Below are 12,896 nucleotides of genomic sequence, written 5' to 3'. Positions count from 1 at the left end.
CCATGCTATTGTAAGTTTTTTCTCACCTTCTAATGGTATAGTTTATCCAGTTAAACGTTGATCTTTAAATTCCGCTCTTATTTCTTCATTAGTACATTTACCCAATCTGTATCATCTTACGCCCACCATTAAGAATATCCCATCTAGCGTAGCGGTTCCCCTGCACATCATTTCCAAAACGCTCATCACTCCCTTTCCCTGTTTCAAATTCGTTAAGTTTCCACTCTTCATCTACTAGCTTCTTATCTACACAAACTTTTCCCATTGTGTAAAGCGGGAATATTATTCGACCATGTTTTGGAGTTGGTGGATTGTGTTGTTCTTCATTTTTCATAAATTCGACCTTTATTTAAGTTAAAAATATTAAGTAACTACAAAATACTAAATGTAGTTATAGTAATATAAAACTAAATTGTTTTTGATATTATAATAAAAATACAGCTTCATAATACTGGACAGCAATGTCTAGCACCCTAGGAGTCAATCCATGTAAGCAACAAAGTTAGAACCTAGGCTGAAGAATTTTGATTTTAAAGATTTTTTATTATATAGCCATGCTGGGTTACGGTAATAGTGTCTTGAAACGTGCCGCAGCAGCAAAGAGTTGTGAAGGCAGACGTGCATATACGGTATAGTTTTTTGTGACCGTTCAAGACCTAGTGTATAGCTATCGGTAAATGTTACAGTACTAATAGTACCGTTACCGAGGATTTGAGTAAAACCGCATCTTTATACAAATTATAATTCAGCTTACGTACCCCATTAATCATATTTCTTGGTTATAAATATTAGCAGCTCCCGTACTAAAAGTTACGGTATAGCTAACAAGTAGTGATAATAAAGCACCACAAGTAACTGAAGCAATAACGGTAGTTGTGCTAATGGCACCAACATTAAAACTAACCGAAATTTACGGTTGGAACTGACGATTTACATGTTGCAAGTAACGCCATAGCATTTCCTGACATAATCATGTTGATAATAATATTATTATTGATTTCTTGACATTGCTTAAAAAGAATTTGTTACTGTGGTGTCAAGCCACGTATGACAACGGAGCGTTTTTTAGTCCACACAGGATAACAATAAAGTCTTCATTTGCATATTGCTTCGCCTAAATCAATTACAGGGTCATTTAAATCTCTATTAACCGGTACGCTAAAATGACAGCATTTATTATTCTCCTCATTCTCGTCACAAATAGAACCGTTTAATACTTCAAGATTTTTAATATATATCTTACCGTCATAGCCTACAAATATTTCTTCATCTAAACCTTCAATACTCACGTACTATCAAATACTGTCATTTCAATGCTTTTAATTATTTTAATATTAAAGTCTAATAATACCGCTGATTTTGTTCTTGGAGCAACTTTCAAAGCAATTTCTTCAAACTCTGTATTAAGAGGTAATTTTCATCGTCTAGTCTTATTTCGGAAGGAACATACGGTGTTAAGTTAGGTACAAGCATTTTACCTTTATCATCGGTATCACCCACTATTATTATAAACCCCGACATTCTTTAAACTATTTACTTTAATCAAAGCAAGACCTCCGTTAATCGGTCTTGTCTCATAATAGCTTTTATCAATAGAGAAAATTCCTCCTTTGATATTAAACTGTTTCATTATTTCGGTATCATTTTTCTGCAGATAAACTCCAATATCATTATTTTTACCGTTACGGTTAACTTGTACATTGTAATTTGTAGCTTTAGCTTTGATCAGGTTAGCATTATATCCCCATCCCATATTTGAAGTAATCGGCAAGGAAACACCAAGTTGCTTTGTATGATATTTATTTTGATATAAATCGTCAATGAAATGCTTTTATTGGAATCTAAATTCAAGTTAAATGTATATAGCAAAATTATTTTACGTTTACTGTTTAAATCGGTACCTATAGTAAAACTTAAGAACCTTTTTTAGTAATATTTCTTTGATAAGTCGATGATAATATATTTGAGCGTTTACCTTTTTGCATTGTGTTATTTACGACAAAAGACAAAAAATTAACACTTATATTACCAAAATCGGTATTACCGCAACTAGCTGAAATCTGATAATTTAAACTTGAGAAAATCTTATCGGATCGTTATATACGTCCTGATAATTACTATTATTCCAATCTAAATTACTATTAATATCAAAATATTCCGATTCATAAGTATAGCCGCAATTAATTCTTTGACAGCGACCGAAATTTTTGATATTATTTGCAGCTGAAATGCCTATAATAAATTTCCGACTTTTAAATTATTTACCCCTACTGCTCCATTATTTTTTAAAATTCAAAATGTCCGCCGCTTGTTAAATAATCATTCATACCAAGCATATAATCAGTATTTAGAACTAAATATTTATAAGCACTGCTATATATAGTAAAATCTTGTCTTTGAAAACCTGCTTCGTAAGAGAAATGTGAAAGCCCGGGACGTAATAAGCTCGGTGATGCGTAATAAGGAGAATAGTAATTGTCTAAACTTTACCGGTTATATCTTGCGTTTTAACTATTAAATCACCTCTACCGGTGATAACCGGAATATTGGTTATATCAAAATCCCCCATATGAGCTTTAGTATTATATATAGGTATACTATTTGAAAATATCTCTATACTGCTTGAAGTTCTGATTTCCCTCTAAAATCCAGTAACGGATAGGTAACTAAATTCGGTCTAACTGCAAAATTGGTAGCATACTGAATACCGGCAAATATAGTTGAATTAGACCAAGAAGACACTTTAGTTATGCTATTATCCCCTACCCACCAATTAGTCATCTTATCCACATTCTCATATGTCCCATTTGTGTCTAAACGTGTAAATTTATTTTGGTTTTTTGTGGTATTTGTGATTTTAGAAAAATTTGATTTAACGGCTTCAGTTTGAAATAAGAAACTATAACTATACACTGTGTTCAGTGTAATAATTGAGTTCCTCTACTCCGGCTAAATAATTAATATTATCATTTGGACTAAGAGTCACATCATAGTTTAAATATACCCCACTAATAAGTTTAGTATCGACGTTCTTCATAGGACCACCTGAAGCATCAAATGATTGAGGTTAAATTTTTCTGCTGGAACTTTTACAAAGTTTAACGATTTTACAAGGTTAGTTTAAGAAATGGTTATATTTAAATATGAATTGATGATATTTGCCCCACAGAATTTGTTTTGGTTTTTCTTTAAATTTTATTTTTTACATTAAAATATAATGAATATAACCCAAATTAGCTATAAATAGATTCTTTATATAGAAAAATTACAAACAGATAAAGAATCTATTATAATTACCAAAAGCGATAGGGAAGTAGCACAAATATTACCTATAAATACTAAAAAATCTCATTATTCGGTATGCTACAAAACAAAGCCGAGATAAAAGCGGATATATTAGAACCCGTAGAAGAAAAGTGGAATGCAGCACAACCTTTAAATGCATCTCGTCTAGTATAATATCCGACAGTTTTTAAAAATCCCCCTGCGAAAGTGTTGGATTTCTATAAATATACTCACATAACCATTGATTATTTTCTCAATATCCAATAAAATCCTTTTTAAAATTTAAATATAAAAAGTATGTATAATACTGATGTTGTAATAATAGGTGCCGGTCCGGTTGGATTATTTGCAGTTTTTCAAGCAGGAATGCTTGGCATGAAGTGTCATGTCATTGATGCACAAGAAGTTATCGGCGGTCAGTGTATTACCCTATATCCTGAAAAGCCTATTTACGATATACCGGCATATCCTAAAATTGCAGCAGAAGAGCTAATAAAACAGTTAGCACTTCAAGCAGCTCCTTTTAACCCTATATATCATTTAAATCAGCAAGCTATAGAGCTAAATAAACAAGATGATTTTTTTGAAATTAAAACCTCAAAAAACACTCTTATTAAAAGCAAAGTTATTATTATTGCAGCAGGAGCAGGTTCATTCGGTCCAAACAAACCGCCCTTGCGAATATTGAAGATTTTGAAAGCAAATCAGTTTTTTATTTCATCAATGATAAAAGCAAATTTGCGGGTAAAAATATAGTTATAGCAGGCGGCGGGGATTCGGCTGTTGACTGGGCTATTTCTCTTTCAGATATTGCAAATAAAATATATTTAGTACATAGGCGGGATAAATTTACGGCAGCTCCTGAAAGCGTAAGGCAATTAAGGCATATTGCAGAAACCGATAAAATCGAGTTAATAACCGGTTATCAATTAAATGCTTTAGATGGTAATAATAGTGAACTTCAATCGGTTATAGTTAAAGATTTACAAAATAATACTCGCAAATTGGATGCCAATATATTACTACCTTTTTTTGGTTTAAAACAAGATTTAGGTAGCTTAGTAAATTGGGGTTTAAATGTTAAGCTTCACCATATTGAAGTAGACTCTTCCTATTATCAAACTAATATAGAAGGTATTTACGCCATTGGCGATATTGCTCATTATGTTGGTAAGCTTAAGCTGATTCTTACGGGTTTTGCTGAAGCGGCAAGCAGTCTTCATCATGCTTATAGTAGAGTATTTGACGGCAAGGCTCTACATTTTGAGTATTCTACTACCAAAAATACGGGGACAAGAAGTAAGAGCGTGACTAAATAAAGAGATCGTCATTGCGAGCAACCGTAGAGAGCGTGACAATCTCATGAAACAATAACAAACTCCTGAGATTGCTTCGTCAATTACTTACGTAATTTTCTTGCAATGACGTTAAAACTGAACGGAGACAAAAATAAGAGTGAATAATATAATTGACGGTAAAGCATTAGCCAATGAGATACTAGCAGACTTAAAGCTAGAAATTCAAAAACTTACAAGCCAAACCAACGCTTCACCGAAGCTTGCTATAGTCCTAGTAGGCGATAATCCGGCAAGCATTATTTATGTAAGACACAAAATAAAAAATGCACATAAAATAGGAATTTATACTTTATTAATAAATCTATCTGCTACTATTCATACTAATGATTTAATATCAAAAATCAATGAGTTAAACCTTGATAACGAGATTTCAGGAATTATAGTTCAGCTTCCTTTGCCAAGCTCCATAGATAAAAATAAAATTTTATCTGCAGTATCACCTTCTAAAGATATCGATGGTTTCCACCCTTTAAATGTCGGTTACTTACATAGCGGAATTAGTCAAGGCTTTATTCCCTGCACTGCTCTTGGTTGTCTTGCAGCTATAAAAAAATACGAACCTAATTTAACCGGTAAAAACGTTGTAATTATTGGACGCTCAAATATAGTAGGCAAACCTTTAAGTGCTTTACTGTTAAAAGAAAATTGCAGCGTTACTATTTGTCATTCTAAGACACACAATTTACGCTCTATTACTTCTAAAGCCGATATTGTCGTTGCTGCAATAGGCTCACCTTTAAAATTAACTGCAGAATATTTTAATCCTAAATCTATAGTAATTGATGTAGGCATTAATAGAATTAGCAGCAATAAAATTATCGGTGATGTTGATTTTGAAAATGTTCAGTCTAAAGTACAATATATTACTCCCGTCCCAGGCGGCATCGGACCGATGACTATTGCGTTTTTACTTAAAAATACGGTTAAGGCATTTAAGGATTCCTTATATACTCTTGATACGTAAAAAGTAGATAGACGACGCCAATTTTTCAAATTAAACGAGTATCTTATAAACATTTGGCAAGTTCTACATAATGTCTTACATTATCTTGCATATATTCTAAATCTTGATCGGTTAAATATCTAACAAATTTTGCAGGGATCCCATCCATAATTCTTGAGATTTAATTATCTTCTTTGGCAGGATAAGACTGCCTGCAGCAATAAAAGCATATTCTTCTATTACTGCATAATCCATTATCGTAGCACTCATACCGATAAAAGCATTATTATGTATTGTACAGACATGAATAAGAGAGAGATGACCGATAGTTATATTATCGCCTATTTCTACCGGTCCGTTAAACCTTGAAGCATGAATTACACTACTTTTTATTGATTCAACGTCGCCTCTAAGAACCGTATTAAACCAAATGCTTGAATTACTACCTATTTCAACATCTCCTATTAAAGAGCTGCTTTCGGCAATATATGCACTTTTATCGATTCTTGGTGTAACTCCTTTGTAAGGGATAATGAGCATTAATTATAATCTACCCAAGAAATATTACCGTCTTTACGATAATAAACTATATTGATACGATCATTATTTATATTTTTAAATACTACTGCAGGTAAATCTTCTAAATCCATTTGCATTACCGCTTCTTTTACTGATAATTTTAATATTTCTACAGGCTTTTCAGCGATAATTACCGGATTATCATTATCTTCGGCGTTAGAGGTTTCACTATCAGATTGCGGATTAATAATATATTTGGTACCTTCGTAAGCAATTTCTGATATTTTTACTTTACCCGCATGATGATTTTTGAATTTTGATTTATATTTTCTAAGCTGTTTTTCTAGTTTTGACATAGCTTTATCAAAAGCTACATATATATCACTACAACTATCATTACTTTTGACTATATTATGTTTACCGGAGCCATATTTTACTATAATATCACATTTAAAGTTAATTCCTTCTTTTGAAAAATGTATATCTATATTTATTATATCGGTAAAATATTTTTTAACGACTTGCGTAGCCCTCTCTTTTGAATATTCTTGTAAATTATTACCGATAGAAATATGTTGACCTGAAACTGAAATAATCATAAATAACCTTTATAATCTGAAATAATTAATATATAGGCGTTACTAAGTAACACCTATACAATTAATTTATATTTAGAGTAATTTCAAGTTTTATTACAAATTAATTTATTTAAACTTTAGCCGTAGAGTTTAGGACGCTTATCCTTACTTTGTTGCGATTTAATTAGTTTTTTAGCAGTCTTTCTTACATAATTAGGCTCAATGCCAATTTCTAAGCAGGTAGCATTAAAATTTTCATTATTTTCAACAAGCCATTTTTTAACGTTATATTCTGCTTTTGTTGCCTCTTTCTTGGTAGAAGTATTAGTTGCATCTATTATTGCTGCATAATAATAGCACTTCTAAGAGCAATATCGGGTATAGGATTATAAAGTTTAATACGTTCAAAAGGAGTAGTTAATTTAATGACATATGGTTTAGTCATATAAAACCTCTAATAATTATTAATAAAGTAAGATTTTATTAATATAAATGTAACTACTAGGTTTTTCTTTTTTAACAAAGGCCTTAAAAAGTATAATAATTTTCAAGGCTTCAACTAGTAGTGACTAATTTGGATTAATAGAGATATCTAGTAATTATAATATTAGGAATAAGCTAGATGTTAGGTTCTGTATATTTTTGATAAAATACGATATTTTACTCTTGCAGAAATAGAAGAATTGTTATATACATTGTTATCTTTTACGTATACTTAAATGATTTCAAGAATTGAATTTTATTTTGAGAGGTGAGCACCCGCAGCCTATACTTAATAGATGAAGATGCAATCCTTGATAAAATGAAAGAGCAATTCTTAAAAGCAGAAGAGTATATAAGGGGGTGTAGCTCAGTTGGTTAGAGCATCTGCCTGTCACGCAGAAGGTCGCGGGTTCGAGTCCCGTCACTCTCGCCAACCCCTTTCGGGTTTCGGGATTTCCTGTCGTTTTCTAAAAAATTCATATGCTCCTTTTATTCGCCTTTTGTTTTAATTGTTATATTAAACTCTTTTAAATTCCGAATTTTAAATATTATAAAAAACTAACTTTGTATATTCCTTAAAGTAACCTCAACTCATTTGTTCACACTTTTAGTTAAATTTCTATTGTATTCTTAAAACTTCTTATTATGATTCTATCTATAAGCTCATTTTTAACAAAATATTAAAATTTATAGAATTTAATAAGAAAATAATTATGTTTAGATGGTTTCAACCCTCAAATCAAGAATTAATAAGAACTATACAGAAAGAAAATACGCAGAAGCACAAAAATTAATTGCGCAATGGATATTACTGAATTAAGTAAAGTTAGGGATATTTATATTAGCATTAGCAGGACTATTTGCAGCATCCGTACCTATATTTTGAGTTACATTACCGTCACCTATCAAATTCAATGTACCGCCTACACCGCCGGTGCTCAGTACTGCTCCATTTGCTCCTACGCTACCGGTTAGCGTAACCCCATCTGCTAAAGCTAAGATAGAGCCATTCTTATTTAAAGCTACGGGAACAAATACATTAGCTGAGAACGTAATGGGGGTTGCTCCGATATTTACGAGTTTTAAGCTGCTGCCGTTAGCTCTAATCGTACCGTTAACATTACCGCTTTGTATTGTCAGTGTGCCTTAGTTATTTCCTTGGTTATTTGCGGAGGTCGTAACTGAAACTGGTCACACCATTTACTATTAACTCACCATCTGCTCTAAATAATATGTTACCACCCACTCCTAGATCTAAAGCTTGGTTAAATGTTACCTGCTATTCATACTAAGTAACTTACGACATCACCTGCTCAGTCTACTATGAAATTCTTAAGGCGATGGGTATTCTATAGTATAAGGTCCACCGTTATTTGCTATGGTTAGGTATTTTGTGATTGCTCCTATTCTCACTATTCCATATTCATCATTGCCAGATTTGTTTAAATTATTATTTTAGCAAATTTACATTCCATTTGCTGCATCTATTGTATATGTTGTATTATCCGCTATTCTAATATCACCTATATCTCCGGCACTTGGATCATTGATTATTAAATTAGCATTTATTTGTATTTTTGTTTGTATAGCGTTTAATAATGCAACATTAATTGTATTTTCGGTATTTACTATTAAAGTACCGCCGCTAGCATTACTATTATTAAAAGTAATACCTCCTACATCTAATAGACTGTTAACACTTATAGTTCCCGCAGCTAAAACACTATCTGCAAAAACAATACTATTTACCGTAGTATTACCTTGTAAATCAAGAATTTTACCGTTACCTCCATTACACTGAAGTATGTCGTCATCTAAATTAAGTACGGACGTATTACTTTGTAAATTAATATTAGTAGCTTTTAATATTGTAGAATTAAGTGTTGCCGACCCAAGTAAAACATTTACTGCGGCTAATGAGCCTATATTACCTATATCGCCTGTTATTATGTTACTACTAACAAGATCATGAGCTAGATTTATTATCCCCCCTTGACCGTCAACGCCGGTAGTATTATTTATATTACCGTCAAAAAGAGTAAGTATAGAGTTATTGTTAGTAAGATTTATATTTGCAGCATTAATTGTAATATTAACTGCTCCGGACATATAAATCTGTGCTTCCCCATTTCCTACATTTATTCCGGCAAGAGAGTTAGTTAGACCTATGTGATTTGATATAGTACCCGTACCTACAAATGTTATTGTTGCCAGCTACCGTATTATCTATCTGAGTTGTAATATTTAAACCGTTATTAATTTGTCAAGTAGAATTCTTACCGGCGAAATCTATATTACTAAATGCTTGATTACCGACTCCGGTAACAATTGACATAACATTATTATTAATAAATTTAAGAGGAGTGAAATTAGGAGTAAGACCTACTGTTGCACTAAAAGCACCTATTGATACATTTTGACTTACCTCAACCCCACCAAAAGCAGGTAGTGCTATTAATTAATGTATTTATCCCACCAATAACAGCATTTGTTTTATCTGCCGATATTTTAATTCCAAGCCCTTTGAATAAATATTGCCGTTATTAAATACTCCTCCTACAAGACCGACACCGGAACTCAAGCTTACGCTACCGAGATTAGGAATTGTTGCTCCTGCAGTATCAGAACTAGTGAATAATATTCCGCATAATGATGCCGTTGCTAAAAATTTTCTTAATATTTTTAATTCTTTCATTAATATTAATACATTTAATTAATACTTTGTAGCAACTTTTTTACAATAATAAAATAGAAGCAGATAGAGCTAGATTCAGAAAGCTTTAGACAAGATGAATTGACGACTGAGCCTGCGGAACGTACAAAAAGTACGTGAGCAAAGGCGCATGTCAGAAAATTCACTTGTATCAAGCTTTCTGAACGACGCTGTACCAAAAAAATATTGTTACTTGGTAGTGTAGAAATTTAATTTTGTATTTAGAATTAAGTTAAAGGAATTTCTCAATGAAAGTTGGAAAGCAGAAAGATAAACTAAGCTGTTTTGTCTTTTATTGTAGGCATGGATTTTACTACCTCAGATACACCGCTTTGAGTAGCTGCCGCAGTAGTAGCAGCATTACTGTGTCACACCCCCACGGGGTCCATAAAAACAATAAAAAATACTAATATTATTAGTATTTTTAACTGGATCCCATGGTCAAACCACGGGATGACAGAGGTGAAATTGATCCACGCAACAATATAGTCAATTCAGCCCAATTTAGTGACAGGCGTAAGGAAGAGAGTCTATAATAATAGGTGAGCTCAAGATAGTCAGGAATTAAGCAAGAAAAATCGCATTTTGATTGAAAAGTCAAAAAGAATTACTTTACTATAGCTTGCATTAATTTAATATATGATATTTTGACTATTAACAAATCTCTATTTATTTATCGGTGTTCCTACCAAAGCATGCTTAAGTACTTGATCAATATTTGATACAGATATAATTTCTAGGCTTTCTTTTATATTCGGCGGTATATCTTTCAAATCTTTGACATTTTCTTCAGGAATCAACACGGTTTTAATACCTCCCCTACTTGCAGCAAGTAACTTCTCTTTAAGACCACCTATAGGTAAAACATTGCCTCTTAATGTAATTTCACCGGTCATTGCTACAGTACGATGTACGGGTATTTTAGTCATCAACGAAACAATAGTCGTAAACAAAGCACAGCCGGCAGACGGTCCATCTTTTGGAATAGCTCCGGCCGGTACGTGAATGTGAATATCAAAATCTTTATAATTGTCGTACTTTAATCCAAAATTTGTTGCTCTGCTTCTAAAACAACTATAGGCAGCCATTGCCGATTCTTTCATAACATCACCGAGTTTTCCGGTGGTCTTTATTTCACCTTTCCCTGGAAATGCTAAAGCCTCTATAGTTAAAAGCTCTCCGCCTACTTCAGTGTAAGCAAGTCCGTAGTACTTCCTATTTGATCTTCTTTCTCGGCAAGCCCGAAATTATATTTCTTAGCTCCTAAAAATTCTTCAAGATGATTACTATCTATGGCGATATGCTTAACACTTTTATCTGCTAAAATCTGCTTTAATGCTTTTCTAGTTAATGCCCCTATCTCACGCTCTAAAGCTCTTACACCTGATTCCTTGGTATAATATCTAATTAAATCCAAAATTGCCGTCTCGGATATAGTAATTTCATCTTTTTTGATTTTATGCATTTTAAATTGTTTTGGAACTAAATAATTTCTGGCAATTTGGAGCTTTGTTTCCTCTACATAACCGGAAATATATATTTTTTCCATTCTATCACTTAAAGCTCTAGGTAAATCATGAGAGTTAGCAGTAGCAATAAATATTACATTTGATAGATCATATTCTACTTCTAGATAATGATCAACAAAGTGACTATTCTGCTCAGGGTCTAATACCTCAAGCAAAGCGGATGCCGGATCACCTCTAAAATCAGAACTCATTTTATCGATTTCATCAAGCAGCATTACAGGATTACTAGTCTTAACTTTCTTAAGTTGACCTAAAATTTTACCGGGCATTGATCCAAGGTAAGTTTTTCTATGCCCTCTGATTTCTGCTTCGTCTCTAACACCGCCGAGCGCAAGTTTAGTATATTTTCTGCCCATTCCTTCGGCAATAGATTTTACAAGTGAAGTTTTACCGACCCCTGGAGGACCTATTAAACATAATATAGGTCCTCTAATTTTACTTGAACGCTGTAATACCGCTAAATATTCTATAATTCGTTCTTTAACTTTTTCGAGTCCAAAATGGTCACGATTTAAAATTTTCTCTGCTTGGTTAATATCTATTTTGCTATTATCATACTTACCCCAAGGCAGGCTAAGCAATGTCTCAAGATAGTTACGCGTTACTCCCGACTCCGCTGACATTTGGTTCATAGTACGGAGTTTCTTAAGTTCAGCCTCAGCTTTTTCTTTTGCTTCTTTTGATAATTTTAAACTTTTAATTTTTTTCTCAATATCGGCAAGTTCTGATTTATCTTCATCAAGCTCTTTTTGAATAGCTTTCATTTGTTCGTGCAGATAATAATCACGCTGCGTTTTTTCGATTTGCTTTCGTACTCTTTGCTGCAATGCCTGCTCGGTTTCTGAATTTACTATATTGGAAGTAAGCATACTAATAACCGTAGTGATACGCTTAAAAGGACTCGTTTCTTCTAATAAATGCTGCTTTGCCTCAAGTGAAGTTATCAAATGTGAGGCTAATATATTTATAATATCTATGAAATTAGTGCTATTACTTATTTTTTTATTGATAGTTTCAATAATTTCTGCATTAACTTTCTTATCATTAATCGCATATTTACTAAATAGTTGTACTGCATTATCAACGAGTGAACGCATGTTATTAACGTCAAATATTTCTTCATCTGGAATAATTTTGTAATTTGCTTCAAAAGCTTCCTCGCCTTTGATATTGCTTAGCTTTACTCTTGCTACTGCTTCTATTAAGATTTTTGCCGTATTATTAGGCAGCTTCACTATTTGGATAATCTTGGCAAGTATAGCTGTGTTATAAAGTTCGTGTGTACTAGGGTTTTCTTGATCAAATTTTTTCTGTAAAGTTACTAAAATATATTTACTATTATCTTCCTCGGAAATGGTAGTATGAGAGAGTGCTTGCAACGATTTTGGCCTACCCACAAAAATAGGCGCAATTACTCCGGGAATACTACCATATCTCTCAGTGCCATTAACGGAAGGGATTTTTTATGCATCAATTAAAACCTTTTAA

10 protein-coding genes, 1 tRNA gene and 5 pseudogenes are annotated in these 12,896 nt (G+C 32.6%); 4 read left to right on the top strand and 12 right to left on the bottom strand.

Annotation, left to right across the window (positions count from 1 at the left end; all coding sequences use genetic code 11):
- Positions 1 to 97: 97 nt before the first annotated feature.
- From ACSFFC_RS05920 to ACSFFC_RS05895, 6 genes and pseudogenes are all read right to left on the bottom strand, one after another.
- Positions 98 to 334: a chitin-binding protein gene (locus ACSFFC_RS05920; protein WP_499217202.1), complete on the bottom strand. Its 237-nt coding sequence runs from the start codon at positions 332 to 334 to the stop codon at positions 98 to 100.
- A 146-nt stretch (positions 335 to 480) separates the two neighbouring features.
- Positions 481 to 974, bottom strand: a pseudogene (locus ACSFFC_RS05915) (spore coat protein U domain-containing protein).
- Positions 975 to 1,094: 120 nt separating this feature from the next.
- Positions 1,095 to 1,289, bottom strand: coding sequence for a hypothetical protein (locus ACSFFC_RS05910; protein WP_041472210.1), 195 nt, complete (start codon positions 1,287 to 1,289; stop codon positions 1,095 to 1,097).
- Positions 1,290 to 1,377: 88 nt separating this feature from the next.
- Positions 1,378 to 1,500: a hypothetical protein gene (locus ACSFFC_RS05905; protein ID WP_499217201.1), complete on the bottom strand. Its 123-nt coding sequence runs from the start codon at positions 1,498 to 1,500 to the stop codon at positions 1,378 to 1,380.
- The gene (locus tag ACSFFC_RS05900) at positions 1,493 to 1,753 is read right to left on the bottom strand and encodes a hypothetical protein (RefSeq protein WP_041472158.1); all 261 of its coding nucleotides are present in this window, start codon (positions 1,751 to 1,753) and stop codon (positions 1,493 to 1,495) included. The genes ACSFFC_RS05905 and ACSFFC_RS05900 overlap by 8 nt, the downstream gene beginning before the upstream one ends.
- Before the next feature lie 860 nt (positions 1,754 to 2,613).
- Entirely contained in the window at positions 2,614 to 2,913 is a 300-nt protein-coding gene (locus ACSFFC_RS05895; protein WP_499217200.1) for a hypothetical protein, read from the bottom strand.
- 669 nt (positions 2,914 to 3,582) lie between these two features.
- Between ACSFFC_RS05895 and ACSFFC_RS05890 the strand changes: the two are divergent.
- Together ACSFFC_RS05890 and folD are read left to right on the top strand one after the other, a co-directional pair.
- Positions 3,583 to 4,588, top strand: a pseudogene (locus ACSFFC_RS05890) (NAD(P)/FAD-dependent oxidoreductase).
- 152 nt (positions 4,589 to 4,740) lie between these two features.
- Complete coding sequence (gene folD / locus ACSFFC_RS05885; RefSeq protein ID WP_014410710.1) at positions 4,741 to 5,607, top strand: bifunctional methylenetetrahydrofolate dehydrogenase/methenyltetrahydrofolate cyclohydrolase FolD; 867 nt, start codon at positions 4,741 to 4,743, stop codon at positions 5,605 to 5,607.
- Positions 5,608 to 5,637: 30 nt separating this feature from the next.
- On the opposite strand, the pseudogene ACSFFC_RS05880 reads toward folD, so the two are convergent.
- The 3 genes and pseudogenes from ACSFFC_RS05880 to ACSFFC_RS05870 form a co-directional block, all read right to left on the bottom strand.
- Positions 5,638 to 6,126: pseudogene (locus tag ACSFFC_RS05880) on the bottom strand (gamma carbonic anhydrase family protein).
- Positions 6,126 to 6,704, bottom strand: a complete 579-nt coding sequence (gene hpf, locus ACSFFC_RS05875) for a ribosome hibernation-promoting factor, HPF/YfiA family (protein WP_014410708.1) — start codon at positions 6,702 to 6,704, stop codon at positions 6,126 to 6,128. Before hpf ends, ACSFFC_RS05880 begins: the two are co-directional and overlap by 1 nt.
- 116 nt (positions 6,705 to 6,820) lie before the next feature.
- A pseudogene (locus tag ACSFFC_RS05870) lies at positions 6,821 to 7,128 on the bottom strand (hypothetical protein).
- 394 nt (positions 7,129 to 7,522) lie between these two features.
- On the opposite strand from ACSFFC_RS05870, the gene ACSFFC_RS05865 reads away from it, so the two are divergent.
- Together ACSFFC_RS05865 and ACSFFC_RS05860 are read left to right on the top strand one after the other, a co-directional pair.
- Positions 7,523 to 7,599, top strand: a tRNA-Asp gene (locus ACSFFC_RS05865).
- Positions 7,600 to 8,100: 501 nt separating this feature from the next.
- Positions 8,101 to 8,316: a hypothetical protein gene (locus ACSFFC_RS05860; protein WP_014410705.1), complete on the top strand. Its 216-nt coding sequence runs from the start codon at positions 8,101 to 8,103 to the stop codon at positions 8,314 to 8,316.
- A 314-nt stretch (positions 8,317 to 8,630) separates the two neighbouring features.
- On the opposite strand, the gene ACSFFC_RS05855 is transcribed toward ACSFFC_RS05860, so the two are convergent.
- The 3 genes and pseudogenes from ACSFFC_RS05855 to lon all read right to left on the bottom strand — a co-directional run bounded on the left by ACSFFC_RS05855 (position 8,631) and on the right by lon (position 12,879).
- Positions 8,631 to 9,275 carry a hypothetical protein gene (locus ACSFFC_RS05855; protein ID WP_499217199.1) on the bottom strand — a complete coding sequence of 215 codons (645 nt, stop codon included), beginning with the start codon at positions 9,273 to 9,275 and terminating at the stop codon, positions 8,631 to 8,633.
- Positions 9,276 to 9,633: 358 nt separating this feature from the next.
- Positions 9,634 to 9,861, bottom strand: a complete 228-nt coding sequence (locus ACSFFC_RS05850) for a hypothetical protein (RefSeq protein WP_014410704.1) — start codon at positions 9,859 to 9,861, stop codon at positions 9,634 to 9,636.
- Positions 9,862 to 10,544: 683 nt separating this feature from the next.
- A pseudogene (lon, locus tag ACSFFC_RS05845) lies at positions 10,545 to 12,879 on the bottom strand (endopeptidase La).
- Positions 12,880 to 12,896: the final 17 nt, after the last annotated feature.

The organism is Rickettsia parkeri, from assembly GCF_051427245.1.
GTDB lineage: Bacteria > Pseudomonadota > Alphaproteobacteria > Rickettsiales > Rickettsiaceae > Rickettsia > Rickettsia rickettsii.
This window is presented reverse-complemented; position numbering and strand designations above follow the sequence as displayed.

Coding starts and splice junctions, on each gene's coding strand:
- ACSFFC_RS05920 (WP_499217202.1), bottom strand. CDS start 334: ATGAAAAATGAAGAACAACACAATCCACCAACTCCAAAACATGGTCGA.
- ACSFFC_RS05900 (WP_041472158.1), bottom strand. CDS start 1,753: ATGGGATGGGGATATAATGCTAACCTGATCAAAGCTAAAGCTACAAAT.
- hpf (WP_014410708.1), bottom strand. CDS start 6,704: ATGATTATTTCAGTTTCAGGTCAACATATTTCTATCGGTAATAATTTA.
- ACSFFC_RS05855 (WP_499217199.1), bottom strand. CDS start 9,275: ATGTCCGGAGCAGTTAATATTACAATTAATGCTGCAAATATAAATCTT.
- ACSFFC_RS05850 (WP_014410704.1), bottom strand. CDS start 9,861: ATGAAAGAATTAAAAATATTAAGAAAATTTTTAGCAACGGCATCATTA.